The sequence below is a fragment of the Vibrio algicola genome (assembly GCF_009601765.2).
In the GTDB taxonomy this organism is placed as follows: domain Bacteria; phylum Pseudomonadota; class Gammaproteobacteria; order Enterobacterales; family Vibrionaceae; genus Vibrio; species Vibrio algicola.
Genome location: NZ_CP045700.1, coordinates 396,235 through 420,516, shown reverse-complemented (window position 1 = coordinate 420,516; position 24,282 = coordinate 396,235). Strand labels below are relative to the sequence as shown.

The window sequence follows — 24,282 nt, the reverse complement described above, 5'->3', positions numbered from 1 at the left end:
CCAATGAAACTGCCACTTTTGGTATTTTCATTGGCTTTTATTGTATGAAGAGTGTTTTTTACGCAATAAAAAAGCCAGCCTAGGCTGACTTTAAAAAGTAGAAATCTAAATTTTTTAATTAAAAAGGTATTGATTTCTATGCTAAATAACGAACTATCTTTATGATTTATCTTTCATTTCATGTCGAACCATTACAACACTAGCAAGAATAAACATGATAATAAGACCTAATGACATTAGGAACCCCCAAGTTAATAAAAAGTAATATAATTGTTATAGCCAGTGCATTTTAATTCATCACCTAGTAATAACAAGTTACAGTTTGATTTTTGAGAGAAAGCTAACAGTTTGTGTTCAATAAAAAACCATCATTGCTGTTCATAAGATATTTTGATCTTGATGAACCACTCTGATGGTTTTTAATAACTGCAATTTTTGTTATTTATTAATCTACCGTTGCATGCATCTTAATGCACAGTTGAGAACGTCTTAGACTTCAGGATAACCATTTGGGTTATTCGATTGCCAACGCCATGTATCTTGCGTCATATCATCTAAGGTGCGAGTTGCTTGCCATTTTAAATCGGCTTTAGCTTTAGCCGGATCGGCCCAACACTCTGCAATATCACCAGGACGACGTTCAACCAGTTTATAAGGAACCGGTTTACCCGACGCTTTTTCAAACGCTGCCACCATTTCTAATACACTGTTGCCGTTACCCGTCCCTAAGTTATAGATATGCAAACCTGCTTTTTTACCAACATGGTTAAGCGCAGCTAAGTGGCCATCAGAAAGATCCATAACATGAATATAATCACGAACACCAGTTCCATCAACGGTTGGGTAATCACTGCCAAACACCGATAAAAACTCACGGCGGCCGACCGCAACTTGAGAAACAAATGGCATTAAATTATTCGGGATCCCTTGAGGATCTTCACCTAATCGTCCTGACGGGTGCGAACCTACTGGGTTAAAGTAACGTAATAAAGTAATGCTCCAATCTGGATTAACTTTTTGGAAATCCGTCAGGCACTCTTCAATAATTAACTTGCTACGGCCGTAAGGATTGGTCGCACTAGTAGGAAAGCTTTCTAAAATAGGCACAGAAGCAGGATCGCCATATACAGTAGCAGACGAGCTAAACACTAATGATTTAACGCCTGCATCACGCATGGCAGCGGTTAATACATAAGAGCCATTAACGTTGGTATCATAATATTCAAGTGGCATTGCGACCGACTCACCCACCGCTTTTAAACCTGCAAAGTGAATAACCGATTCAATATCATATTGGCTAAACACTTTATCTAAATCAGCTTTGTTACGCACATCACCTTCAACAAAGATTGGACGTTGGCCCGACACTTCTTCAATGCGATCAAGTACGCTAGATTTGCTGTTATAAAGATTATCAAAAATGATTGGCGTCATACCGGCTTCGATCATTTGAATGCAGGTGTGACTGCCGATATATCCCATTCCGCCCGTAACTAATACCAACATAACCACCTCAATATTAAAGAAATTGATTCGATTTTAGCCTATTTAATGCTAAGCACAACCGAATATCGTTAAGTTTAACATTAAGTGTTTATTAATAACGTCATCATAATGACAAGAGCCCATTTCATTCTTCGCTCGAGGTGCGTAACAATACATCCAGTTGATCAACCACATCTGACCAATCGGCATCTTCGGCTTTCGCTTCTTTTAAAAATGCCGCTTGGGAATCATTCCAAAAATCAGCGTGATGTAATTTGGCTCCACCTGATAAGTGAATACGATGCTGTCGAATAAAGCCTTTTATTTCTTCTTCGTTGCTAGCAAGACCGAGTTGATCGAACAGTGAGCTTAGACTGTGATTATGCATCTCCATTTAATGCTCCTTTGTCATCAAAAATAACTCATTTATTGAAGTAACTTCGCTATAAGTATAGTTGATAGTCAATTTCTCGCCTGCTCCTTGTCCTCGTCGATCTCCGCTTACATCTAATCTCTATCCGCACAGAATCGCTAACTTCGTTTAAAGATTTTAGTGGTAAGCACCATGCCAAAAATCATAGCGGCAACAAAGGCGAGTATGCCAATGTTAAATCCTGACAATGATGAAATAGCAGGTCCAGGGCACACTCCGGCGATCCCCCAACCAATACCAAAAAGAGCCGCACCAGCAATCAGTTTTTTGTCGATTTTTTTATTGGTTGGAATACACAGTTTTGTATTATCTAACGCTTGTTGACGTGGTTTTATCACCCAGTGATACATTGGGGTAAACACAAGTAATGCCCCGCCCATCACAAAGGCTAAACTCGGATCCCAATTGCCCGCTACATCCAAAAAGCCAATCACTTTGGCGGGATCTGCCATACCTGAGATCACCATGCCCATACCAAATAATAGGCCCGCAATAAGTGGCATCATTTTATTAAAGTTCATCATATTAATTACCTGAATTGTGGCCTATAGAAGATGAATACGAACGAAAACAGTGACTGCCGCTACCAGCATAAATACGCAAGTGGCAACGATGGATCGAATTGAAAACCGTCCCATGCCACAAATACCATGCCCGCTGGTACAGCCATTGCCTAATTTAGTCCCGATGCCAACCACAAACCCTGCCACCAGCATTAACAATAAACTGGTAACGTATTGCTGTGGAATACCTGAAAACCCAGCACTCGATGAAAAAGCATTGGCGATCGCTCCACCCCCAATTAAGCCAAGCACAAATAACACCCGCCATAATTTATCCACCTGCTGGCGATTAAACAACCCACCAACAATGCCACTTATTCCGGCGACCTTGCCATTAAACAACATCAATAATGTCGCCGAGACGCCTAATAACAGCCCACCAGCTAAAGAAAACCACGGGATTTGCATATATTATTACTCTCTTTTTGCAATTTCTCACCAGTATATTAGTATTTTATATATTAGCAATATCTAATTTATTATGTATACTTTTCTTTCATTAAAAACTAACGACTGAGGTAACGATGAAAATTATCATTATTGGTGGAGTAGCTGGAGGTGCATCAGCGGCAGCAAGGGCGCGCAGATTAAGTGAAGACGCTGAAATCATTATGTTTGAGCGCGGTCCTCATGTTTCCTTCGCAAACTGCGGTCTCCCTTATCATATCGGTGGTGATATTACTGATCGAAATAAGCTGTTATTACAGACACCAGATAGTTTTTTAGCCCGTTTTAATGTTGATGTCCGGGTAATGAATGAAGTTGTAGCGATTAATAAAGAAGATAAAAGCGTTACGGTCACTAATCTTTTACAAGGTAGCCAATACACAGAGTCGTACGATTTTTTACTATTAAGCCCTGGCGCTTCCCCTATTGTTCCACCGATTAATGGTATTGATAATCCATTAACGCATTCTTTACGGAATATTCCAGATATGGACGCCATACTTACAAGTCTCAAACAATATCAGCCACAACATGCAACCGTGGTTGGTGGTGGTTTTATTGGTCTTGAAATGATGGAAGCCTTCCATCAGCTTGGGATTAAAACGACCTTGATCGAAATGGCGGATCAAGTGATGACACCTGTAGATCGTGAAATGGCGGGTTTCGTTCACCAAGAAATCAGAGCTAAAAACATTGATTTACGATTAGGCGTTTCGCTGCAGTCTATACAACACCAGTCGAAGGATAACCTATTAACACTATCATTAAGTAATGGTGAGGAACTACAAACGGGGTTACTCATTTTGGCTATTGGTGTTAAGCCTGAAATCACTCTCGCCAAACAAGCCGGTTTAGAGATTGGAGAACTTGGTGGCATCAAAACCAATGTAATGATGCAAACTAGCGATCCAAGTATTTATGCGGTAGGTGACGCTATTGAGGAAATGGATTTTGTCTCCGGAAAAGCAACTTTAGTGCCTCTTGCTGGTCCAGCAAACCGCCAAGGAAGAATGGCAGCAGATAATATGTTTGGCCGAGCACAAAGCTATCAAGGAACTCAAGGGACTGCGATTTGTAAAGTATTCGATCTCGCCGTCGCCTCGACAGGAAAAAATGAAAAGCAATTACAGCAAATGAAGACACCGTATCAAAAAGTGTATGTGCATACCGCAAGTCATGCTAGTTATTACCCTGGAGCAGAAACAGTATCTTTAAAGCTTATCTATAACCCAAATAATGGCAAAATTCTTGGTGCACAAGCCATCGGAAAAGATGGTATTGATAAACGAATTGATATCATAGCAGTAGCACAACGGGCAGGTATGACAATTGAACAGTTACAACATATTGAACTCACTTACGCACCCCCTTATGGCAGTGCCAAAGATGTTCTAAACCAAGCTGCGTTTGTTGCTAATAACATTATAAATGGTGATGCTGCACCTATCCATTATGATGAAATTAACAATTTAAATGATGATCAGATATTGCTTGATGTTCGCAACCCTGGCGAGAGAGAAAACAATAACCATATCATTGGGGATATCAATATTCCGCTTGATCAATTACGTCAACGGATAAGTGAACTACCAAAAGACAAGGAAATCATTGTTTACTGCCAAGTTGGGTTACGCGGTAATGTTGCGTATCGTCAACTCGTCAACAATGGCTTTAAAGCCAAAAATCTTATCGGGGGTTATCGTACCTACCTAGCGGCTAACGCTTAATACAATTAATATTTACCCATAGATTCATATATAAAACCCCGTACCACTCAATTGAAGCGATGCGGGGTTTTATCTTATGAGAATAGCCTCATCTCTTATTCACTATAAGTACGACAATGCTCAATCGCTTTCTCTAACAGTTCTAATGCGGTTTGGTCACAAGGAGGAAGCTCGGCCGTTTGCGCTTCTAATGGTGTCACTCGCTCACCCCATTTAATTAAACCCGCTCCCCAGGTTAAGCCTGCGCCAAATGCAGCCACTAAGATGTTTTGGTTTGGTTTAATAAAGCCTTGCTCTACTGCTTCACACAAGGCAATAGGAACGGTTGCCGCTGAGGTGTTGCCGTATTTTTGAATATTCACAAACGCTTTTTCTTGTGGAATACCCGCAAAGTCGCATAAGGTTTGAATGATGCGAATATTGGCTTGGTGCGGAATGACACTATCAATATCTTCTTTGCTTAAACCAGAGCGTTCAATCACTGATTGAGTAGCCGCGCTCATGCCTTTTACTGCCCGTTTAAAGATATCACGTCCAACGAAGTCAAAATCCCAGTTACCATTTTGCTCATCAAAACGTTCCATAGCAGTACCAAATTTTGGCACGGCTAAAATATCACGACCTTCAGCATCACAACCCAATGAGGCTTGTTGTAAGCCCACCGCTTGTTGCTGTTCACGACGAGAAAGCACCACCGCACCAGCGCCATCACCAAATAAAACGGCGGTATCACGCTTCATCCAGTTAAGGTAAAAACTTAAATGTTCTGCGCCAATAATAATGGCATGACGGTAGTTACCCGCTTGGATTAAACGAGTACCGGTTTCTAAGCCATACAAAAATCCGGTACAAGCGGCATTTAAATCAAACGCGGCCGCGGCAGGAATGCCAAGATTTTGTTGCACTTTAGAGGCTATATTAGGGATCAGTGTATCTGGTGAGCAGGTCGCAACAATTATACAATCCACATCACGAGCGCTAATACCCGCCGCCTGCATGGCATTTTTCGCGGCTACAGTGGCGAGATCTGAGGTTTCAACATGACTAATTCTTCTACTTTGGATCCCCGTGCGAGATTGGATCCATTCATCTGATGTTTCTAGAAAAGTACTCAGATCATCATTTGTTAACGTCGCAGGTGGAAGGCACTTGCCCCAGCCTGTAATTTCAGCGTAAACGTTCGCCATAAAAACATCCTAATATTTGATTATGTATGCCCAAGTATGGAATGGGTATCGCTATTTTTTAATTGAATATAACTCGATTATACGATAGTTATTAACAAACCGATACGTTCATACTTCACAGTCCATAAGGGAATATCATGACCACATTTACTTCGCCTTGCCCACATTGCCAAAGCAACAACAAACTGCCACTTGAGCGGGTGTCGGATAACGCCACTTGCGGCCGTTGTAAACAGCCTTTATTTGATGGTAAACCGATCACCGCCAGTTCAAGTAATATCGAAGCTTTACTTCAATCAAAGCAACCTATCGTGATTGATTTTTGGGCCCCTTGGTGCAATCCATGTGTCGGCTTTGCTCCCGTGTTTGAACAAACTGCTCAAGCCTTCGAAGGACAAGTACGCTTTGTAAAAGTGGATACTGAAGCACAACAAAATATTGCCGCTTCCTACCAAATACGCAGCATCCCCACCATAATGGTGTTTAAAGGCGGAAAAAGTGTCGATTCAATTAATGGCGCACTTCCTCCTGCTCAATTTAAACAGTGGTTAGAGCAAGCGTTGCAAAAATAGCAGTTCAACCGATAGCGTTATGCAATATTCAGGTATTTATGGGTTTGGATCGACAAACGCCAATTGCGCTCAATACACACTTGCATACACAGTTCGGTCGCTCGCGGTTTTTGACTGATCGGTTGTAATGCAATGCCCGATTTAGCTTGGCAATTGGTCGCCGTTAATAACGCATCAAGTTGATCGATATCTTTTTGGGTTGCCACCGGATGCTTGATCTCATTCGCTCGTTGCATTGCGCTAGTTAATACGGGTAATTTACCTTTCATGGCAATTTTAGGTGACACTGTCACCCAGGTATTATCAGAGCAGATAATTTCAGAGGTGCCACTGGTTTCAATTTGGCACTGACACCCCATCTTCTCAAACGCTTGAGTTAAAGGAAGTAAGTTATAAAGGCAAGGCTCACCACCAGTGATCACGATATGTTTGGCTGTAAAACCAAGCGATTGATATTGCGAAATTATTTCATCTACGGACGCTAAGCACCATGTCGGACTATCCACTTGCTTAATGATGATATCACCAAAACTCACTTGATCTTGCGCTAACGCCTGCCAAGTTTGTTTGGTATCACACCACGCACAACCAACAGGGCAAACTTGCAAACGAATAAAGACTGAAGGTACGCCGGTAAAATGACCTTCACCTTGAATAGTTTGAAAAATTTCATTCACTTTATACACAATTATTCACCCACGTAAATACAACCTGCGGTACAGGTTTCTTTAATTTCAACTTTGCTGAGTTGGGGTAGCGCGGGTTTGACTTGTAACCAAATCCATTTAGCTAAGACTTCGCTGGTTGGATTTTCAAGCCCTTCAATATCGTTTAAATAATAATGATCTAAACGATCATAAATTGGCGCAAATATTTGTTTGATATCACCAAAATCAATCACCCAACCTGTGGTCGCATCCACTTCGCCTTTGACGTATAAACGCACAAAAAATGAATGACCATGTAAACGGCCGCACTTATGCCCTGCTGGTACATTGGGTAGATGATGCGCGGCTTCAAAAATAAAGTCTTTATAAATTTCACAAGTCATTACGTTACCGTTTAGTTGAATAGATGGAATGATCAATACTCAAAGCCTTTACTGCTTATTATTACTGTTAGCAAAGTGAGTATGCTCTTTGCGCCTGAATATATAGATACTGCCCTTATAAATAAAGATATATGCTCGATTTATGCATTTATTGCTCATTTTTAGCACAACAAAGCAATCGATAGCGCCTAAATTTCATTAGCAGGGGTTTGGGTTTATTGCTATGATGCGCCCCCATCAATACCATCGGCTGACTCGAGGGTAGACATTTACTGGAGAGAAGCATGAATCGTAAGAAGAAAATCAATTCGATCTTAAAAAAACGTATTAAGAAGATGAACTCAAAACTTCACACCTCGAATAAACCTAAATACGTATCAAAAGCCGATCGTGAAAAGTTAGTACTGGAAGCGCAGCAGCAAAACGATCAACAAGTCGATGCTCAGCAACAAAGCGAACAAGAACAAATCGAACAAGAACAAATCGAACAAGAGTAACAAGCAGGTTTGTCGTCGCGGTTAATTTCGCGGCAATAAAACCCTAATACCCGCTCTACAACTCCGTCTTTTAGGCCTATTTCTACTCTAAAGTAGTAGCGTATTTCGGGTAAAATTTAACTCACATCAAAGAAAGTGCAGATGCTGATTTTATCACCAGATCTGCATCCTCAAACTTCTTATAATGGCATCACAAACTCAAGTGGTGCGATTATGACTTTTATCGAATCTTTTACGTTAATGCTGGCCTTGGTGTACAGCGTTAGCTTGCTCTACACCAGTGGTAAAAAATTAGGTGCGGCGATAGCCACTATCGTTGTACTCACGGCGGCGCTAAGCACTCTTTATTGGCCATTATTTGTCGCATTGCTGATGGCTGTTATGGTGATCACTGGCGTACACAAAATTCGTCCTGAGTTTGCCCAAGCTAGCCAACGGCCCGATATTCTGCGCAATGCTTGCCAACATGCAATGGCACTGTCATTCTTCTTTGTTGCCATTCAATATGCCGTTCATACCGCATTATTAACCGCGCAGATTTCTCCGAGTTTTTTACGCCCTGATGTCACCGATGCGTTCTTGCCAATTGCCGCCGCCATTCAGCTTAAAGCGATTGTTACTTTAGGATTTTGGGATCAAACCCACCCTGCTGGCGCGGTGATGTTATTTACGGTATTAATTACTGGTATTGTCTGCAAACGCGCCTTTTGTGGCTGGATATGCCCATTGGGATTGGCAGGCGAATATATTTATAAGCTTCGTTTAAAAATGATCAAAAAAGCCTATTTACCACCCGCCTGGATAGATTGGCCATTGCGGATGATGAAATACTTATTATTGGCCTTTTTTGCGTTTATTTCTTTAGGCATGCACCCAGCTAATATTCCCTATTACCTCAATGGCAACTATCACAAGATTGCCGATATCAAAACCGCATGGGTATTTGTCGCACCAGGTACGATTACCTTGGTGGTATTTGCAGTGATTTTATTAATGGCAGCATGGCGTAAACGCGCTTTTTGTCGGTATTTTTGCCCTTACGGTGCGCTATTAGGCTTAATCAGTTTTGCCAGCCCATTTAAAATTCGTCGTCAAAAGAATCACTGTTTAAATGAACGTGGCGATATGAATTGCGATAAATGTACTCGAGCTTGCCCATCCAATATTATTATTCATACTGCAAGCCAAATTCGCACCGATGAATGTCAAGCTTGTATGCGCTGTGTTTCCGCTTGCCCTAAAAAAGAAGCGTTAGGGTTTAAAACTCGTAACGGTTGGCAATTATCCAGCAAGCACTTAATGATATTGGTGCTGGTGATCATGTTTGGGATCCCATTACTGGCTTTTGCCGGCGGTTATTGGCACAGTCAAACCAGTAATGACATTCGGATGCAGCTTATTCAGGTTATGGACTACATCCGTTATTAATACTTATTGTCGTCACTCTCTGATCTTCTTGTGACTGCAACGGGTAGCGTTAAGCTCTATTGACATACTGAAGCCTTAAAGCAACAAATCAGCTTGGATCGGAAAATATTCATCGGCGGCTTCGATTAAAGAATTCGCCGTCAGTCCCGGCACGCCATACACTTCAACTTTTTTACCGTAACGCTGCTGAATACGTTTTGCCAATAAATCAAAGTCGCCATCGCCTGATGCGATCACAATTACATCGGAGATTTCAGCCAGTTCAATGGCATCGAGTGCAATACCCACATCCCAGTCGCCTTTGGCTGAGCCATCTTGACGTTGGATAAACGGCTTTAACTTCACCTCAAATCCAATGCCACGCAAAATATTATGAAATTGCTTTTGTTTATCATCACTGCGCGCGATTGCATAGGCATTAGCATGTACTAAGGTGCGATCTTTCATGACTTTGGCCCAAAAAGCATTGTAGTCAAAGTGACGATGGTAAATATCACGCGTGGTGTAATAAATATTTTGTACATCTACTAAAATCGAAACAGTTTGCATATAAATCCAAATTTGAATAGTAACTATAAAACATCAGGTTGAGCGTGCTTATTAATCCACTGCAAGTATTCCGCATACCCAGTTTCAATTGGCAGCATCACTACTTGTGGTACTTGGTAGGTATTCACGCTCAGTATTAAGTGTTCGACCGCTTTGTACTGGGTCTTAACCATTTTGATGATCAAAAGTGATTCTTTATCTTGATTGATCTCGCCATGCCATTGGTAATAACTGGAAATAGGTAACACTTGCACACAAGCCGCCAATTGTTTTTCGAGCAATTGCTCAATCAATAACTGCCGCACTTCATCATCGTTGGTGGTGGTTAATACCACCGCGCAAGGTTGTAGACGACCTTGGTCACTTTTGTGAATATCACTCTCGGTAATAACACTCATCGGCTATCTCCTTCATTCTCATGTTTTTCTGGCTTAGATTAGGCTATTGGCTTGGCTATTCAGGCTTAACCCACACCTGACTAAAGTCAAACCAACCTAATGCGTTGCAAGTGGCGTTTTGTAACGAACCACAATGATCTTGCCCCACTCCTAACCAGCAATGAAACATCGGGATCAATTGCTTACTCTGCACTAACTCTTTAGCCAATGCTTTGGCCGGAAACGAAACATTATTATCCCCACGCCAATCACTGATTAATTGTTGCCATCGTTGAAATAACTCCGGTTTACTCATCTTCTGTATATCACTATAGCCGAGTAACCAGCCCATCAAGGCATCTTTTCGATTATTCGCCAGCCCCATAGGTTTAAGCCAAATGTCGATTTCTTGAGGATTTTCAACCTCTACATCGTATTTTACTGTACGGATCGCAATGCCATCTTTTCTAAGTAGTGATTTGATTGCTGCCACCACATGAGGAAACAAAGGGTGCATCGCATGATAAGCCACGGTAATAACGGGCTTGGTGGTATCTGGCTCAAATGGCAGTTCAATATCAGCATGATAGGTACCACTATGATGCCAACCGGGTTTTAAACCATGCGCATGCAAAAGACCCAGTTCAATCACTTTTTGATCGGGGATTTCACGCAATAAACTAAAAGAATTCAAACGACTGGCAAAATACTCTGCCCATAATGGATCTTTTGCCAGACCGGTGATTTGATTAAGCAGTAAATAAGTGCAACCAGGATCAAGTTCAACATCAATAAATTGCCCTTCTTTGGGCTTCATTGGGTTGGTCAAACTCGGATACACCATCGACGAGTGAGTTTCATCAATAACCCATACTTCAACCCGTTCAATTAATGGACGAAAACCAAAGTACTGATCATGAGCTTCTAAAACCAAACGCATATTATCATTACGCGTCACTCGGTAAGGCCCAGTGCCATTAGGAATTAAATCGAAATTATCTGATCGCTCTGAACTGCTCGGCAAGATCTTAGCCAGAGTCTCAGTTAACAATAGTGGCAAATGGTGGTCGGCTTCACTGAGTAAAATATCCAGCGTGTTGGTTGCCGATGAGGAAGCAGATTCGATATGTTTGAATAATAACATCGAACTCATTTGTTCAATGCTTTCAATGATATCTTTGATCTGTAGACGATCGCCATTATGAAAACGAATACCGGAGCGAAGATAAAAACGCCAATGAGTCGGGCTGAGCATTTCCCAATGATGGGCAAGATCAGGTTGAACTTGTTCATGTTCGTCTAACTGAGTTAATCCACTGAATACTTGGTGAATAATATGTTGCTCGGAGCGACGAGTCGGTTTAACCGGATTTAAGTTGGCCAGTTGACGATAATAAGGCAAGCGCACTACTTGCTGCCCTTCTAAATGACTGACACCTAGGTAACTTTGAAATATTTGAGTTAAACGTGCTGGATCGTTATCCAGCACCGATAATGCATGCTCGATTTTACCTTCTTCTAAATAACGCTTGGCAAGATTTTCACTGACATCGTATTTATTGCGTTTAAAAATCAATTGAGATTGTTTGCCACGTCCAGCTGCTGGGATCCATTCCACCCAACCTTCTTCCGCCAGTTTATTTAATACAATACGAGTGTTACGGCGGGTACAGCATAAAATGTCCGTCAGTTCTTCGAGTTGAATGGAAGCATCTTCACCTTGAAAATGCTCAAATAAACGTTCAAATTGAATGCGTAAACGAGGACTGCTCATAAAGAGGAAACTCAACTATCTTGGGTGATAACAATATTTCCTAGATTAGCACGCAAAACTGGGAATTTCTTTGATTAAATCTAAAAAAATTGGGGGGTGGATTTCCTCTTTTAAGCCTAACCAAGCGGGCTATCTGAGTGAGTTTCTGCGTTTAAGTGCCAGCGTTATTGTTATCGTTTAACCGGAACGCCAATAAAATCCGCTACTTGTTGCAGCTGTACATCGTTATCTAATGCGACTGACCACTGGCATTGCATGTCATAGGCGGTGATCACATTCGCGCCACGCCCGATTAAAGTTAACGCATCGATTTGAGCCTGCAAAGTTACCTGCCCGCCAGCGTTTAATCGCACCACCACTTCATGCATATTGGCGATAACTTTACCGTGAGTAAATTCTATGATCATTTGCGTTGTTTCACCGCCATAGTAATACGACTGGTGCACAATAAGCGTTGTTCTTCATCCACAATTTCAATCTGCCACACTTGAGTCGACACGCCAATATGAATAGGTTTAGTCGTGCCTGTCACCACTCCACGACGCTTAGCGCGAATATGATTAGCGTTAATATCAAGCCCAACACAATACGCATTATCATCAACACACATATTAGCCGCTAACGAGCCTAATGTTTCTGCCAGTACCACCGAAGCGCCACCATGTAACATGCCTAGTGGTTGATGGGTAGTATGATCAACTGGCATAGTGGCAGAAATGCTGTCTTCCGTTAACTCGCTATACACAATGTTTAAATGCTCCATGATGGTATTTTTAGACGTCGCATTCAGTATTTCAAGAGTAACGGGTTTCTTCCAAATCATGTGCATTCCTTGTGGTATATCTGTTGTTGGTCTGAAACTCTGTGCTCCAATTGCACAAAACAAACTATTTGGCTTAAGATATTATCATCTAAGGTGAACTGCAAGGTGACCACTTAAATACTGATAGTTCAAACAATACTATTTCAACAGAGTTTTACAGACTCATACCCACTAACTGCCCCAAAATGCGGTTAAAATGGCTCAAATTATAAGAACATTCACAAAATACAAAACATATCCAATCTATTGATAATTTGTATGGTTTTGATAACCAAAAAGGTGTATGATTTCCGAACAACAATATTCCCCTCGATGGGAACGTAAAACACCTTTGCTTGCAAAAAAGGGAAAAGGGTCAGTTCACTGCGAACTGACCCTTTTCTCATCTTAAAACCGTCTATTATTAAGATCGTAATAGAGTTTAGCTACTCACCACTTTTTATGCCCTTGTTCTAAATGCACTACATCGACTAGGTCATCGCTCGAGACTTGGAATGCTTGTCCGAAGCCTTTTACAAATAGGCCTTGCTGCGGGCTTAAACAAAACAGTTTAAAATCCTCTAATTGGCTAAGGCTGGTGATGATCTCACCAAATCTCTGTTCCATTTGTTCAATCACACCTTGCCATTGCGCTGTATCACGCTCAACGACACTGGCTTTTGCATCAAAACTTAAACGTTTACGAGCAAACAATTGTTTGGCGGACTCTTCATCTTCGATCAACATCAATGAAACATTCGGCTGATCTAATAAATTACGCGCATGACGAGCTATCTCAGAAATTAACACAAAGTAACCTTGCTTATTTGACACAAATGGCGCGTAACTCACGTTCGGTTGCCCGTTTTTATCAATAGTCGCCAGTTGAATGGTTTTACGCTCATCGCGAAATTCTTGGATCTCTGGGCCGAGTCGATTCTGCAACCTTTGTTGTTTTACTTCATTTTCCATAATTTCTTCCCTTAGCTAGTATTAGAGTGACTATCTTGCTTTATTGCTGTTTACTCGATAACGATAGACTGAATCTTTATATAATAATTTCCAATGGTTAAGTCGTTTAGGATGTAAACTTAACCACCAACTGTTTGAATTTTTCAACTTGTTCTGGCAACAAGGCTCGTTTGTTATCCCGCCCTAAGTACACTTTAAAAATACTGTCTCCTTGCAAATCAAAAAAGCCAAAGTAATAGCTTTCTTTACCGCGAAATAGTTTAGAGACTAAAGCGACTTTAGACATTTTGGATAAATTTAAGTGACCTTGTAACTCGCACTCGCGCCCCATTAAGTTATAATATCCGTGGGCGACTTTCCCTTTTGGAAACGGTGCTTTTACTTCAAAAATCGATCCGCCCGAATGCACAATGCTGGTCATATTCCCCCAACCGACCAAATGCTCTAACAGGCTTTGGGCGTGCTTCCCATCGACAACGACCGCCATTTCACTTGGTAATGCGACCACCACCTCAAGCTCTGAAATCTTCAGTTGTTGTGCGATAGCGGCTGGCAATAAACTCGGATCGCTGTCAATCATACTCATCACTGCGCTATTCATTTGTTGTCTCTCTTCCATTAAGACCTTCTCTTATTTGTTATCACAATGTTGCTGATCGTGTTGATGAGATGCATCTTAATTTCACCCAAATAACAATGCAAATGATAATTGATATTATTTGCATCTTGATCAATGATCACCTCGATCATTTATTTAACATTCTCTACCAGTAAGGACACTTTGTGAATTTCAATCGGTATACAGTAGCGGCAAGCATTGCGATTGGTGCGCACATCTTGATGTTCACTCAATTCGATCAGCAAAAAGCCTTTGCGATGCCAGCAGGCAGCAATTTATCCATAAGGACATGACATGTTACGCCATATTCCCATTCGTATTTTGTTTGCTGCCTTTTTATTCTTACTGTGCAGCATGATCGTGATGTCGATTTCAGTTGGTCCGATGAATATTTCCTTTAGCCACGCTCTACAAAGCAGCATTGAGCGCCTATTTCCAACCGCTATCATGCCAACAATGAACCAATTGCCGGTTCATGTTGAGCTAATCATTCAGCAGGTTCGTTTGCCTCGTACTTTATTGTGTCTATTCATTGGCGCGATCCTTGGGCTTTGTGGCGCTGTGATGCAGGGGCTATTTCGTAATCCATTAGCTGAGCCTAGCATTATTGGGGTATCCTCTGGCGCGGCACTCGGCGCGGCGTTTGCGATTGTTTGTTTTGCGGGCTTAAAGCAAGATTATCCGCTGTTTATGGATCTTGCCGCCGTACCGGTATTTGCTTTTTTAGGTGGCGCATTAACCACCATCATGATTTACAAACTTGGAACCAGTCAATTTGGTACGTCTGTCACGGTAATGTTACTGGCAGGGGTGGCGAACAAGCCCTGTCCAACCCAATAAATCGTCATGCAGGTAAAACGCCGAGTTTGCATTACTTTGGTAGAGCGCAAAAAGATTGGCAGAAATCGCAGTTAGCGAAGCAACTTGGCATGTTGCCGCAACACAGCACCCTCACCTTTCCATTTCTAGCTAAAGAAGTGGTCGAACTCGGAGGGATCCCTCTAGGCCTCAATAACCACGATTTAAAACACACCACAACCAAGATGATGCAACAAGTCGGTATACCTGAATTAAGTGAGCGTTCCTACCCCTCGCTATCGGGAGGTGAAAAGCAACGAGTCCATCTAGCTCGAGTATTAACCCAACTCAGTCACGCGCAACATAACTGTATTTTTATGTTGGATGAACCCACGTCGGCCTTAGATCTCGCCCACCAGCACAATACCTTAGCGTTAGCTAAATCGATGGCAAGTAAAGGCGCAGCCGTGATTGTCGTGTTGCATGATCTTAATCTTACCGCTCAATATGCCGATCGGATCTTGTTATTAAATCAAGGCGATATTGTCGCCGATGGCGCGCCTTGGCACACTTTAACCCCTGACAATATTTTGCAAGTGTATGGCTATCAAACTTTAGTACAAGCGCATCCTCACTATGATTTTCCGGTAGTACACCCCGTTTAAATTTGATCTAAGTTTATGGTTGAACAGCTTATTTCAATTATCATCGGGCTAAGTTGTTTTAGTTACTTATTCAACCATCAACTTTTTTTTAATCTTTATCATAGTTTTTTACTAGTGTTGCCAAAAAATGAAGCGTAAAATAATCGCATTAGTCACTTAAAAGGCAAAATATAATGAGCAATGAAAGACAAGAACTCGAATTAGTATCTGGTGAAAACGAAGTTTGTGAAGCATGTGGTTGCAGTGCAGAAATGGGCTTTATCATCAAAGAAGGTGATGATGTGGCTGATGTTCATATCCAAGGACCAAACAAAGAGACCTTATTGGCTCACTTTGCCCCTTACCTTGCATTAGCAAAAGAAGTGAATGCCGATTTCCAACATGAAATTGAAGCAATGGCGGATGACGCAACGACCTTAACCGCTCGTATTAAATTTGAATGCAGCGCTGAAAAATTAATTTTCGAACTCAAAAGTCGCTCATTAAACCGTTAATCGCGGTTTAAAATAATCATCGATTTTTGAAATAAAAAAAGCAACCACTTCACAGTTGGTTGCTTTTTTATTGTCTTTAATTTTTTGTTTATTTCTCGTTTTTACTGCTTCTTCTCGACTGGATTGGCGTACATCGCAACCAGCTTTTCTTGCGCACCTTCAGGTAATTGACGCAGTTTTTCTGCCAATGTCGCTTTGGTTTCTTCGGTGATCGAATCACTTTTTTTCCCAGCGGCAAGCAAGTTAATCGGGTACAAACGGTATAAATCATGTATCTGACGATCAATTTCTTGCGCTAATAAATCTGGTGTTTCAAAGTTACCAGTGACAACGTCACCAAAGCTAACATTGACGCGCCCTTTCTTTCCAATGATACCTTTAACAATACTTTCAATATCTTCAAATTCTGTTTTTTGATAATGACCATGTGTTTCGAGTTGGTATAACTCATTGGCTTTGGCGACATCCAGTGGATCGTTTTCATACGAAATAGACACCGGCACAATTTTCAATGACTTGATGTAATCCGCAAATGGGATTTTTTGACGACGGCCTTCTACATGAAACATCTTTAAAATCGCCGGCTCGGTCATATCATTGCCATCTTTGGCACGCCCTTCACGCTGCGCGATCCAAATCGAATTATTGGTTTCAAGTGAATGCTTAATGTAACCGGACAATTGACCCAGTGTTTTCATCATTTCACGCGGACCTTTAGCGGAACGTTTTACAATGAAGCTTTTGTTTAACTTCATCATTTCGGTCGCACAAGGCATTTTTAATAAGTTATCACCAATCGCAATTCTCACGGTTTGATGGCCGTTATTAAACAGTCCCAAATTAACTAACGCAGGATCCATCGCTATATCACGGTGATTGGAAACAAATAAATACGCTTGTTTCGGATCTAAGTTTTCCAGCCCCGTATAAGTGATGCCATTGGCTGTTTTATCTAATGTCGAGCCCATGAAATTTTCGATTTCGATTTGAATATCATTAACCGTTTTCAGTTTGGACCATTTCAGTTTGAGATAAAACTTCAAGATCGGGGACACCAGCTTTTTAAACCAAGCCGATTTTTCGGAAAAACGATATTTGATGATGGCATTGATAAACTCATCATCATTGATCAGCCGATCTAATGCGGCAGGGATTTCATCATCGTTGTAAGGACGGATTTCTTTATACGGATCGTTTTCAATACTCATTATTTACTGCTGTTATGAATAGAACATAATTTGTACGCTTGAAAAATCGCTTTAATTTTTTAGCGAGTTCAACCATACAAAGCTTAAAACTGGACAGGTAAAGTACCTGAAATAGCGCCAATAGTGAATAACAACATCGTCCAGAATGACCATATTGAGCCTTTTTATGTTTAAATTCTGATATTTTAGCCACAAAAATTGGCATCGGGATCAAGAAAACGCTAGTCTTAGCCCATCTTACTCGTACGCCGAACTTAACACATGAATTATCTTATTTCCCATACCAGTACTCAACATCCTTTTCTGACCACCACTGCGCGAAAAAAGACCAGCAAACATAAACTGATCTCTGTTGAACAAGGCGAGATTGCGGTGCGGTTAGGCAAAGAGGAATACTTGTTTACTGCCGGACAATTGTTGTGGCTGCCGATTGAGTGCTTAGTGGCAATAAGTTATCTACCCAATAGCCGGATCACTGAAATCAACATTTCGATCCGCTCACAACACGCCTATCCACATCAAGCCGGTTTATTCAATCCAACCGAGTTATTGACTGCATTGGTCAACAAGTTTCGCACCCTACGCTTTGAGGCGAATAATCCATCGTTGCAAGCTTTGTATACCGTGTTTATTCAAGAATTAGTCGCAAGTTGTCATAAAAAAGAACATGCGCCTAAGCTTGCTAATAATCACCCAACCGTAAGCCAAAACCTAAACGACAAATCAGAAGATAAAGCATTGCAGCTAGCACTCAAGGTACGAGAAGCGTTTAAAATGCAAAAATCAGGTCAAGCACGCGCCAATATTATTACCACTTTATTCAATGGTAACGAGGTTCAAGCCGATCAACTTTGCCAATTAGTTGCCGATCAACTTTTATAACTGCTTATTGTTGAATATAGAGTTTTTTTTGCTGAATATAACGCTGAACCGATGGCGTGGTGAACTCTGCAATGGTTTGATTATTGATACAGCGTTGGCGAATATCGCTACTGCGGATCGCTAATTTTTCAGGACACGCCAATACCGACCAACGTTGCACAATCTCATCCGCTTTATAAAACTTGGAAAAATTCATCAAGTTATCAGGACCGAGGACAAAAGTTAGTACCGCGTCTGGATAACGTTGTTGCAGAGCGCCAAGCACATCAAAGGTGGTAACACTCCGGTTATCCTCTACCCCATCAGGTTGATAGAGCGCCTCCTCAATACGTGACAATTGCACTTTTTCTTGCCCGATTTCATCGATAAACCCTTCAATCATGCGACAGCGGACATCAAAGTCCAGCATCGATTTACCCCACGCATGCGCAATACTTGGCACTAATAACACACGATCAAAATGCATTAATGAATCGATCACCGATTTATGCCCCAAACTCGGTGGATTAAATGCGCTGCCAAACACTGCTATGGTGGTCATATTGGATCTCTGTAAACAACTAAGATGATATTTAATGCATGAGTTTAACACCGAAAAGGCTTGATTCGAACTAGATTTGAACTAGTAACCTTCCCCCTTTTAAGTATATGATTAAAACGTCTTACATCTGTGGCTATAAGGAATCATCATGGAGCAACAAATTCGTCAAGAAATGCGCGTTCAGCCTTCTATCGATGCGCAATTTGAAATCTCACGTCGGATTGCATTTATCAAAAATCGTCTGCAATCATCGGGTTGCAAATCTTTAATTTTGGGTATCAGCGGTGGCGTTGATTCCACCACTTGCGGTCGATTAGCGCAATTAGCAATTAATGAACTCAACCAGCAATCATCCTCCAACGACTACCAATTTATTGCAGTACGTCTGCCGTATGGCGAACAAAAAGATGAAGATGAAGCGCAATTAGCTCTGTCGTTTATTCAGCCAAGCCATTCTATTTCAGTAAATATTAAACCAAGTGTCGATGGCATGAACAGTGCGACTCATCAAGCCCTTGAGCATACTAATTTACTACCAACAAGCGCAGAAAAACTCGACTTTGTAAAAGGCAATGTCAAAGCGCGTGCTCGCATGGTGGCCCAATATGAAGTGGCAGGATATGTTGGCGGTTTAGTCTTAGGCACCGATCATTCGGCAGAAAATATCACCGGTTTTTATACTAAGTTTGGTGACGGCGCTTGCGATCTTGCGCCATTGTTTGGTTTAAACAAACGCCAAGTTCGTCAACTGGCGGCTGAATTAGGCGCACCAGAAACGTTAGTGCAAAAAGTGCCGACAGCTGATTTAGAAGAGCTCGATCCTCAAAAAGCCGATGAAGCGGCATTAGGGCTGACTTATGATCAAATAGATGATTTCTTAGAAGGCAAACCAGTATCTAAGCAAGCATCCGATCGCTTGGTGAGCATTTATACCAAGACTCAACATAAGCGCCAACCTATCCCCACGATTTATGATGACGAATAACACTAATCATTCTTTTGATTAACGTGATGATATAAAATAAAAAAGGCTGCCGAGTTTAATTACAATCGGCAGCCTTTATTTTATTCAAATTGTCACGGTTCTTTTTGGCTCTATCTCGTATTACTGCTTGATGCCTTCAACATATAGGTCAAGATCAACATAAGTCGCCCCTGCCATTTCTTTGATCCCAAAATCTTTTAATTCTAAACGGGTTGTACCTTTAAATCCGGCGCGCTCTTTACCCCATGGGTCTTCACCACCGCCGATAAATTGTGCATCAATTGTCACAGGCATTTTCTTGCCATGTAAGTCTAATGTACCGTCTATGACTAATTTCCCATCGCCTTTATCGGTTACTTTGGTGCTTGAAAACGTTGCTTTGCTAAACTTACTCGCATTTAAGAAATCATCACTACGAATGTGCTTATCACGATCAGCATGATTAGAATCTACACTGGTGGTATCGACCACAACATTCACTTTTGACGCAGTAACATTACTCGGATCGTAGGAAAACGTACCATCAAAAGTATTAAAACGACCTTGAGTAAAGCTGTAACCTAAGTGGCTGACACGAAAGTTCACCGAAGCATGCGCCCCTTTGGTATCAATTGCATAATCTGCCGCTATCGCGCTCACGGGTAAAACCATAGAGGCGCACAGACCTGCAGTTGTTAACCATTTTTTCATCTTGATCATTTTATGACTCCTGTCATTTTTCGTAGAGTATCGTCTTTATTAATAAAATGATGCTTTAATGCAGCGGCGGCATGAACCACAGCTAAAGCAATCAGTACACAAGCAAAATAATAGTGTAACAAACCGGATATATCCGATTGATCTTCAAACAGCAGTCCAAGTGACGGCACTGTCATCCAATCAAAAATATCAATACCTCTGCCATCTGATGTCGAAATTAAATAGCCTAAAATAAAAATACTGAACATTAAGAGGTACATTAACCCATGGGCGATGTTCGCGGCTGTCTTTTCAAATTTTGTGCCTTCGATTACAGGAGAAGGTGTTAATAGCTTCCACACCAACCTAAACAAAGTAAAACCTGCCAGTAGTAAACCGACCGATTTATGCCAATGCGGCGCATCTTGATACCAACTGCTGTAGTAATCGAGCTCGACCATCCATAATCCAGAGGCGAATAAACTGATGATCACAACGGCGGCAGCCCAATGATTTATTTTTGTAAGCCAATGGTAATTTTTTACTTCTTTGTTCATCTTGCGACCACATTGAATAAATATTTCGGATAATGAGTAATAATACATTCACCGCAAAATTGTTAACAACCATCACTTACCTTGTTAATAACTTTATCATAGCGCTTAACCCAAACAAGTACCTGTAAATTTATGTAACATTTAACCTAAAGTATAAAGAATGCAAATTCACCAACAAGTAATTGAAATTAAATTTGAAAACGACAGGTCTTAATTTATAACTCATTGGTATTGCGATGAACATGTAATTAAAACGTTATCAAAAGGAAGTTTATTATGTTGATAAAAAATCCGCTTTCATGGCAGTTAAAAGAAAACCAAGCCACGCCCGAGACTATTTATAAACAACGCCGAGATATTGTTAAAAAACTGGGTCTTGCAGCGGCGATCACTCCTTTTACATCTAACGCGCAAGCCAGTCTATTTGATGTTTTCTCTGCTAAGAAAGATCCGGTTGCAGTCATGGATCCTCGCCAAGATCTCGTCGGTCGTCCATCATCCCTTTCAACTTCTGATCTTGAACTGACACCTGAGCCCAAAGTATTAACCTACAATAATTTTTATGAATTTGGTTCTAGCAAGGGGCAACCCGCGGAATTAGCCAAAGGCTTTGAAACTCGACCATGGACCATCGAAATTACCGGTGAAGTCGCCAAAAGTGTCACGTTAGATATAGATGATGTGATGAAAAACATGATGATTGAAGAACGAATTTATCGCCATCGCTGTGTTGAAGCATGGTCAATGAATGTGCCTTGGCTTGGGTTTACTCTCGCCAGTTTGCTTAAGTTAGTAAAACCCACCAGCAAAGCGAAATATGTCGCTTTTGAAACCCTTTATGATCCTAAAAAAATGCCAGGGCAAGCTTCGTACTCTCTTGGTGGTGGTATCGATTATCCGTACGTTGAAGGCTTAACCATTGAAGAGGCTATGAATCCTTTAACCTTAATGACGGTCGGCTTATACGGTAAAACCTTAGCACCACAAAATGGCGCACCATTACGCTTAATCGTGCCGTGGAAATATGGTTTTAAAGGCATTAAGTCGATTGTGAAAATTCATTTACTTGAACAACAACCCCCTACCACTTGGAATTTATTGGCCGCTGAGGAATATGGTTTTTATGCCAACGTCAACCCGAATGTTGATCATCCAAGATGGAGTCAAGCCAGCGAACGTTTTATTGGCGAAGGCAGTTTATTTAGCTCGCGCAGACAAAAAACCTTAATGTTTAATGGTTATGGTGAGCAAGTGGCATCACTGTATAAAAACCTCGATTTGACCAAGAATTATTAATCCTAAACCATTCGATGGCAGACCTCTATGACGTTACTTCCTAAACATACAATATGGTTAAAAGTGCTCATTCATACTGGGCATATCTTTGCATTTTTATGGCTCTATTTTGCTGTTGTGAATGGTTATTTAGGCGCAGATCCTGTTGAGCCTATTATTCACTTTACTGGTAAAACCGCGATCAATAGTTTATTACTCACGCTACTGATCACACCTGTTACGCAGAAATTCAAACTCGGTGCATTGATCCGAGTACGTCGTCTGTTGGGAGTATATTGTTTTGTGTGGGCATTATTACACCTTTCAAGTTTTGCATGGTTTGATTTAGCCTTAGAATGGCAATTAATCGGCAGTGAAATTATTAAACGTCCGTATCTTGTTGTGGGTGCAAGTGTGTGGATTATTTTGTTTTTACTGACTTTGACCTCAACTCAATCGATGCAAAGAAAGCTAGGAAAAAAATGGCAGCAATTGCATAACTGGGTATACCTTGCCGCAATACTGGCCCCTATTCATTATTATTGGTCCGTCAAATCTGGCATTGTCGAGCCCGTGATTTATCTTATGATCAGTCTTTTGTTACTTTACTTACGTCAGCAAAAAATTAGACGTTGGCTTAAGGTTAAAACGCATTAATAAGTGACTGTTTCTCACAATTTTCTAGACGGTTTCGTTGGGTCAACTTGCATCAGAACCTCAGCCACAAGCACGAAATACTCACTTGTACTGACAATCAAAGTTATCAAAATGTCAGCAAACACAGAAGTTTGATTTAAATTAAGAGATCGCTGATTAAATGAGCATTTTAAATATTAGTTTATAGCTACCAAATGCACTCTCTGTTAAATTGTGCCACTTCAACAACCTTACTTTGAGCTCGAATCCATGCCCAATAATTTTAAAATGCGCTTTTTCAAGGATGATATTGGTAATCACTTTGCGAAATATAAGGAGATGCTCCTTAGCAGCGTGTTTCAGCCAATTTTTGACCAACATAATAATATCATTGGGGTTGAGGCACTGATCCGAATCAAAGATCAAAATGGCAATCGGGTTTGTCCTGGCTTTTACTTTTCAGATCAAAACCCAGTCAATATTGATAAAATGGCGATTGATTTAATTAGCCGCATCCTTCATGTCAATAATTTTGCCAATTCACAATATCAAGATTTGCAATTATTTCTAAACCTATTGCCAAATTCAGCACAAAAAATTAATAGTCAGTGCCAGCAAGAAGTTCGCTTTATTAATCAACTGAAGCAGTTAAATGTCAGTTCATCTCAAATTGTATTAGAACTACTCGAAATGCGTTGTGATGATGTCAGAGAGCTCAGAGCATCGGTGAAAAAAATCAACGAGCATGGATTTCATGTTGCAATCGATGATTATGGTCAAGAGTATTCCAATCAAGATCGCGTTAATCTTATTAGTCCACACATTGTAAAAATTGATCGTGGTCTACTGACTGAGTTTATGCAAGGCTCTAAAGAAAAATTACTCGATGCATTAAAAGTAGCCCATAATTGTGGCGCTAAGACCGTGATTGAAGGCATTGAGTGCCAAGAGCAACTTGATAGCATGCGTTCTCTTAATATCGATATGTATCAAGGCTATTTCCTTGCAATGCCAGAACCTATGATCCCTGTTGCAGCATGATCGAGTTTTCGCTCTAGGATTAACCAGTAATCTCAAATA

29 protein-coding genes and 2 pseudogenes are annotated in these 24,282 nt (G+C 41.0%); 13 read left to right on the top strand and 18 right to left on the bottom strand.

Going from position 1 to position 24,282, the window contains the following annotated elements; translation table 11 throughout:
- Positions 1-489: 489 nt before the first annotated feature.
- The 4 genes from galE to GFB47_RS13605 all read right to left on the bottom strand — a co-directional run bounded on the left by galE (position 490) and on the right by GFB47_RS13605 (position 2,889).
- A complete protein-coding gene (galE, locus tag GFB47_RS13620; RefSeq protein ID WP_153448584.1) occupies positions 490-1,506 on the bottom strand; it encodes a UDP-glucose 4-epimerase GalE in 1,017 nt (338 codons plus the stop codon).
- A gap of 124 nt (positions 1,507-1,630) precedes the next feature.
- Entirely contained in the window at positions 1,631-1,879 is a 249-nt protein-coding gene (locus GFB47_RS13615) for a DUF2789 domain-containing protein (protein ID WP_153448583.1), read from the bottom strand.
- Positions 1,880-2,016: 137 nt separating this feature from the next.
- On the bottom strand, positions 2,017-2,439 hold the full coding sequence (locus tag GFB47_RS13610; RefSeq protein WP_407701710.1) for a DUF6691 family protein: 423 nt from the start codon (positions 2,437-2,439) through the stop codon (positions 2,017-2,019).
- Between the two features lie 24 nt (positions 2,440-2,463).
- Entirely contained in the window at positions 2,464-2,889 is a 426-nt protein-coding gene (locus GFB47_RS13605) for a YeeE/YedE family protein (RefSeq protein ID WP_153448581.1), read from the bottom strand.
- Positions 2,890-3,005: 116 nt separating this feature from the next.
- On the opposite strand from GFB47_RS13605, the gene GFB47_RS13600 reads away from it, so the two are divergent.
- Complete coding sequence (locus GFB47_RS13600; RefSeq protein ID WP_153448580.1) at positions 3,006-4,655, top strand: FAD-dependent oxidoreductase; 1,650 nt, start codon at positions 3,006-3,008, stop codon at positions 4,653-4,655.
- Positions 4,656-4,750: 95 nt separating this feature from the next.
- On the opposite strand, the gene GFB47_RS13595 is transcribed toward GFB47_RS13600, so the two are convergent.
- The gene (locus GFB47_RS13595; RefSeq protein WP_153448579.1) at positions 4,751-5,842 is read right to left on the bottom strand and encodes a ketoacyl-ACP synthase III; all 1,092 of its coding nucleotides are present in this window, start codon (positions 5,840-5,842) and stop codon (positions 4,751-4,753) included.
- Between the two features lie 137 nt (positions 5,843-5,979).
- Between GFB47_RS13595 and trxC the strand changes: the two genes are divergently transcribed.
- Positions 5,980-6,414 carry a thioredoxin TrxC gene (gene trxC / locus GFB47_RS13590; protein ID WP_153448578.1) on the top strand — a complete coding sequence of 145 codons (435 nt, stop codon included), beginning with the start codon at positions 5,980-5,982 and terminating at the stop codon, positions 6,412-6,414.
- 17 nt (positions 6,415-6,431) lie between these two features.
- Here the strand turns inward: trxC and queE are convergent, their stop codons facing one another.
- Positions 6,432-7,100 (bottom strand): 7-carboxy-7-deazaguanine synthase QueE, encoded by a 669-nt coding sequence (queE, locus tag GFB47_RS13585; protein WP_153448577.1) that lies wholly within the window; start codon positions 7,098-7,100, stop codon positions 6,432-6,434.
- A 2-nt stretch (positions 7,101-7,102) separates the two neighbouring features.
- On the bottom strand, positions 7,103-7,465 hold the full coding sequence (queD, locus tag GFB47_RS13580; RefSeq protein WP_153448576.1) for a 6-carboxytetrahydropterin synthase QueD: 363 nt from the start codon (positions 7,463-7,465) through the stop codon (positions 7,103-7,105).
- A 284-nt stretch (positions 7,466-7,749) separates the two neighbouring features.
- On the opposite strand from queD, the gene GFB47_RS13575 reads away from it, so the two are divergent.
- Both GFB47_RS13575 and GFB47_RS13570 read left to right on the top strand, forming a co-directional pair.
- Positions 7,750-7,962 (top strand): DUF2986 domain-containing protein, encoded by a 213-nt coding sequence (locus tag GFB47_RS13575; RefSeq protein ID WP_153448575.1) that lies wholly within the window; start codon positions 7,750-7,752, stop codon positions 7,960-7,962.
- Between the two features lie 213 nt (positions 7,963-8,175).
- On the top strand, positions 8,176-9,390 hold the full coding sequence (locus GFB47_RS13570) for a 4Fe-4S binding protein (RefSeq protein WP_153449012.1): 1,215 nt from the start codon (positions 8,176-8,178) through the stop codon (positions 9,388-9,390).
- Positions 9,391-9,465: 75 nt separating this feature from the next.
- Here the strand turns inward: GFB47_RS13570 and GFB47_RS13565 are convergent, their stop codons facing one another.
- The 7 genes from GFB47_RS13565 to hutX all read right to left on the bottom strand — a co-directional run bounded on the left by GFB47_RS13565 (position 9,466) and on the right by hutX (position 14,483).
- Positions 9,466-9,939 carry a LabA-like NYN domain-containing protein gene (locus tag GFB47_RS13565; RefSeq protein ID WP_178306516.1) on the bottom strand — a complete coding sequence of 158 codons (474 nt, stop codon included), beginning with the start codon at positions 9,937-9,939 and terminating at the stop codon, positions 9,466-9,468.
- Positions 9,940-9,962: 23 nt separating this feature from the next.
- On the bottom strand, positions 9,963-10,337 hold the full coding sequence (cutA, locus tag GFB47_RS13560; protein WP_153448573.1) for a divalent-cation tolerance protein CutA: 375 nt from the start codon (positions 10,335-10,337) through the stop codon (positions 9,963-9,965).
- 55 nt (positions 10,338-10,392) lie between these two features.
- Positions 10,393-12,090 carry an SgrR family transcriptional regulator gene (locus GFB47_RS13555; RefSeq protein ID WP_153448572.1) on the bottom strand — a complete coding sequence of 566 codons (1,698 nt, stop codon included), beginning with the start codon at positions 12,088-12,090 and terminating at the stop codon, positions 10,393-10,395.
- Positions 12,091-12,260: 170 nt separating this feature from the next.
- Entirely contained in the window at positions 12,261-12,497 is a 237-nt protein-coding gene (locus tag GFB47_RS13550; protein ID WP_153448571.1) for a DUF3389 family protein, read from the bottom strand.
- The gene (locus GFB47_RS13545; protein ID WP_153448570.1) at positions 12,494-12,913 is read right to left on the bottom strand and encodes a hotdog fold thioesterase; all 420 of its coding nucleotides are present in this window, start codon (positions 12,911-12,913) and stop codon (positions 12,494-12,496) included. Before GFB47_RS13545 ends, GFB47_RS13550 begins: the two co-directional genes overlap by 4 nt.
- 429 nt (positions 12,914-13,342) lie before the next feature.
- Entirely contained in the window at positions 13,343-13,864 is a 522-nt protein-coding gene (gene hutZ / locus GFB47_RS13540) for a heme utilization protein HutZ (protein WP_153448569.1), read from the bottom strand.
- A 106-nt stretch (positions 13,865-13,970) separates the two neighbouring features.
- On the bottom strand, positions 13,971-14,483 hold the full coding sequence (gene hutX / locus GFB47_RS13535; protein WP_225874352.1) for a heme utilization cystosolic carrier protein HutX: 513 nt from the start codon (positions 14,481-14,483) through the stop codon (positions 13,971-13,973).
- A gap of 164 nt (positions 14,484-14,647) precedes the next feature.
- On the opposite strand from hutX, the gene GFB47_RS16710 reads away from it, so the two are divergent.
- From GFB47_RS16710 to GFB47_RS13520, 4 genes and pseudogenes are all read left to right on the top strand, one after another.
- The gene (locus GFB47_RS16710) at positions 14,648-14,776 is read left to right on the top strand and encodes a hypothetical protein (protein WP_267904263.1); all 129 of its coding nucleotides are present in this window, start codon (positions 14,648-14,650) and stop codon (positions 14,774-14,776) included.
- Position 14,777: 1 nt separating this feature from the next.
- Positions 14,778-15,299: pseudogene (locus GFB47_RS13530) on the top strand (FecCD family ABC transporter permease); the annotation flags it as partial.
- 50 nt (positions 15,300-15,349) lie between these two features.
- Positions 15,350-15,946: pseudogene (locus GFB47_RS13525) on the top strand (ATP-binding cassette domain-containing protein); the annotation flags it as partial.
- A gap of 173 nt (positions 15,947-16,119) precedes the next feature.
- Positions 16,120-16,440 (top strand): YfcZ/YiiS family protein, encoded by a 321-nt coding sequence (locus GFB47_RS13520; RefSeq protein ID WP_153448567.1) that lies wholly within the window; start codon positions 16,120-16,122, stop codon positions 16,438-16,440.
- 101 nt (positions 16,441-16,541) lie between these two features.
- Here the strand turns inward: GFB47_RS13520 and GFB47_RS13515 are convergent, their stop codons facing one another.
- The gene (locus GFB47_RS13515; RefSeq protein WP_153448566.1) at positions 16,542-17,648 is read right to left on the bottom strand and encodes a 1-acyl-sn-glycerol-3-phosphate acyltransferase; all 1,107 of its coding nucleotides are present in this window, start codon (positions 17,646-17,648) and stop codon (positions 16,542-16,544) included.
- Between the two features lie 261 nt (positions 17,649-17,909).
- Here GFB47_RS13515 and GFB47_RS13510 point away from each other — a divergent pair, with 261 nt between their 5' ends.
- Complete coding sequence (locus GFB47_RS13510) at positions 17,910-18,530, top strand: hypothetical protein (RefSeq protein ID WP_153448565.1); 621 nt, start codon at positions 17,910-17,912, stop codon at positions 18,528-18,530.
- Positions 18,531-18,534: 4 nt separating this feature from the next.
- On the opposite strand, the gene GFB47_RS13505 is transcribed toward GFB47_RS13510, so the two are convergent.
- A complete protein-coding gene (locus tag GFB47_RS13505) occupies positions 18,535-19,071 on the bottom strand; it encodes a nicotinate-nicotinamide nucleotide adenylyltransferase (protein ID WP_153448564.1) in 537 nt (178 codons plus the stop codon).
- A 148-nt stretch (positions 19,072-19,219) separates the two neighbouring features.
- Between GFB47_RS13505 and nadE the strand changes: the two genes are divergently transcribed.
- Positions 19,220-20,056 carry an ammonia-dependent NAD(+) synthetase gene (gene nadE, locus GFB47_RS13500; protein ID WP_153448563.1) on the top strand — a complete coding sequence of 279 codons (837 nt, stop codon included), beginning with the start codon at positions 19,220-19,222 and terminating at the stop codon, positions 20,054-20,056.
- A gap of 120 nt (positions 20,057-20,176) precedes the next feature.
- On the opposite strand, the gene GFB47_RS13495 is transcribed toward nadE, so the two are convergent.
- Entirely contained in the window at positions 20,177-20,746 is a 570-nt protein-coding gene (locus tag GFB47_RS13495; protein WP_153449009.1) for a YceI family protein, read from the bottom strand.
- 5 nt (positions 20,747-20,751) lie between these two features.
- Positions 20,752-21,291, bottom strand: a complete 540-nt coding sequence (locus tag GFB47_RS13490; RefSeq protein WP_153448562.1) for a cytochrome b — start codon at positions 21,289-21,291, stop codon at positions 20,752-20,754.
- Positions 21,292-21,567: 276 nt separating this feature from the next.
- On the opposite strand from GFB47_RS13490, the gene msrP reads away from it, so the two are divergent.
- The 3 genes from msrP (at position 21,568) to GFB47_RS13475 (ending at position 24,243) form a co-directional block, all read left to right on the top strand.
- The gene (msrP, locus tag GFB47_RS13485; RefSeq protein WP_153448561.1) at positions 21,568-22,587 is read left to right on the top strand and encodes a protein-methionine-sulfoxide reductase catalytic subunit MsrP; all 1,020 of its coding nucleotides are present in this window, start codon (positions 21,568-21,570) and stop codon (positions 22,585-22,587) included.
- Positions 22,588-22,614: 27 nt separating this feature from the next.
- Entirely contained in the window at positions 22,615-23,223 is a 609-nt protein-coding gene (gene msrQ, locus GFB47_RS13480) for a protein-methionine-sulfoxide reductase heme-binding subunit MsrQ (RefSeq protein ID WP_153448560.1), read from the top strand.
- Between the two features lie 318 nt (positions 23,224-23,541).
- Positions 23,542-24,243, top strand: coding sequence for an EAL domain-containing protein (locus GFB47_RS13475; protein ID WP_178306515.1), 702 nt, complete (start codon positions 23,542-23,544; stop codon positions 24,241-24,243).
- Positions 24,244-24,282 lie beyond the last annotated feature (39 nt).

What these genes read in the sequence shown, in the direction of transcription:
- galE (WP_153448584.1), bottom strand. Translation starts at nt 1,506, where the DNA reads ATGTTGGTATTAGTTACGGGCGGAATGGGATATATCGGCAGTCACACC.
- GFB47_RS13615 (WP_153448583.1), bottom strand. Translation starts at nt 1,879, where the DNA reads ATGGAGATGCATAATCACAGTCTAAGCTCACTGTTCGATCAACTCGGT.
- GFB47_RS13610 (WP_407701710.1), bottom strand. Translation starts at nt 2,439, where the DNA reads ATGAACTTTAATAAAATGATGCCACTTATTGCGGGCCTATTATTTGGT.
- GFB47_RS13605 (WP_153448581.1), bottom strand. Translation starts at nt 2,889, where the DNA reads ATGCAAATCCCGTGGTTTTCTTTAGCTGGTGGGCTGTTATTAGGCGTC.
- GFB47_RS13600 (WP_153448580.1), top strand. Translation starts at nt 3,006, where the DNA reads ATGAAAATTATCATTATTGGTGGAGTAGCTGGAGGTGCATCAGCGGCA.
- GFB47_RS13595 (WP_153448579.1), bottom strand. Translation starts at nt 5,842, where the DNA reads ATGGCGAACGTTTACGCTGAAATTACAGGCTGGGGCAAGTGCCTTCCA.
- trxC (WP_153448578.1), top strand. Translation starts at nt 5,980, where the DNA reads ATGACCACATTTACTTCGCCTTGCCCACATTGCCAAAGCAACAACAAA.
- queD (WP_153448576.1), bottom strand. Translation starts at nt 7,465, where the DNA reads ATGACTTGTGAAATTTATAAAGACTTTATTTTTGAAGCCGCGCATCAT.
- GFB47_RS13575 (WP_153448575.1), top strand. Translation starts at nt 7,750, where the DNA reads ATGAATCGTAAGAAGAAAATCAATTCGATCTTAAAAAAACGTATTAAG.
- GFB47_RS13570 (WP_153449012.1), top strand. Translation starts at nt 8,176, where the DNA reads ATGACTTTTATCGAATCTTTTACGTTAATGCTGGCCTTGGTGTACAGC.
- GFB47_RS13565 (WP_178306516.1), bottom strand. Translation starts at nt 9,939, where the DNA reads ATGCAAACTGTTTCGATTTTAGTAGATGTACAAAATATTTATTACACC.
- cutA (WP_153448573.1), bottom strand. Translation starts at nt 10,337, where the DNA reads ATGAGTGTTATTACCGAGAGTGATATTCACAAAAGTGACCAAGGTCGT.
- GFB47_RS13555 (WP_153448572.1), bottom strand. Translation starts at nt 12,090, where the DNA reads ATGAGCAGTCCTCGTTTACGCATTCAATTTGAACGTTTATTTGAGCAT.
- GFB47_RS13550 (WP_153448571.1), bottom strand. Translation starts at nt 12,497, where the DNA reads ATGATCATAGAATTTACTCACGGTAAAGTTATCGCCAATATGCATGAA.
- GFB47_RS13545 (WP_153448570.1), bottom strand. Translation starts at nt 12,913, where the DNA reads ATGATTTGGAAGAAACCCGTTACTCTTGAAATACTGAATGCGACGTCT.
- hutZ (WP_153448569.1), bottom strand. Translation starts at nt 13,864, where the DNA reads ATGGAAAATGAAGTAAAACAACAAAGGTTGCAGAATCGACTCGGCCCA.
- hutX (WP_225874352.1), bottom strand. Translation starts at nt 14,483, where the DNA reads ATGGAAGAGAGACAACAAATGAATAGCGCAGTGATGAGTATGATTGAC.
- GFB47_RS13520 (WP_153448567.1), top strand. Translation starts at nt 16,120, where the DNA reads ATGAGCAATGAAAGACAAGAACTCGAATTAGTATCTGGTGAAAACGAA.
- GFB47_RS13515 (WP_153448566.1), bottom strand. Translation starts at nt 17,648, where the DNA reads ATGAGTATTGAAAACGATCCGTATAAAGAAATCCGTCCTTACAACGAT.
- GFB47_RS13510 (WP_153448565.1), top strand. Translation starts at nt 17,910, where the DNA reads ATGAATTATCTTATTTCCCATACCAGTACTCAACATCCTTTTCTGACC.
- GFB47_RS13505 (WP_153448564.1), bottom strand. Translation starts at nt 19,071, where the DNA reads ATGACCACCATAGCAGTGTTTGGCAGCGCATTTAATCCACCGAGTTTG.
- nadE (WP_153448563.1), top strand. Translation starts at nt 19,220, where the DNA reads ATGGAGCAACAAATTCGTCAAGAAATGCGCGTTCAGCCTTCTATCGAT.
- GFB47_RS13495 (WP_153449009.1), bottom strand. Translation starts at nt 20,746, where the DNA reads ATGAAAAAATGGTTAACAACTGCAGGTCTGTGCGCCTCTATGGTTTTA.
- GFB47_RS13490 (WP_153448562.1), bottom strand. Translation starts at nt 21,291, where the DNA reads ATGAACAAAGAAGTAAAAAATTACCATTGGCTTACAAAAATAAATCAT.
- msrP (WP_153448561.1), top strand. Translation starts at nt 21,568, where the DNA reads ATGTTGATAAAAAATCCGCTTTCATGGCAGTTAAAAGAAAACCAAGCC.
- msrQ (WP_153448560.1), top strand. Translation starts at nt 22,615, where the DNA reads ATGACGTTACTTCCTAAACATACAATATGGTTAAAAGTGCTCATTCAT.
- GFB47_RS13475 (WP_178306515.1), top strand. Translation starts at nt 23,542, where the DNA reads ATGCTCCTTAGCAGCGTGTTTCAGCCAATTTTTGACCAACATAATAAT.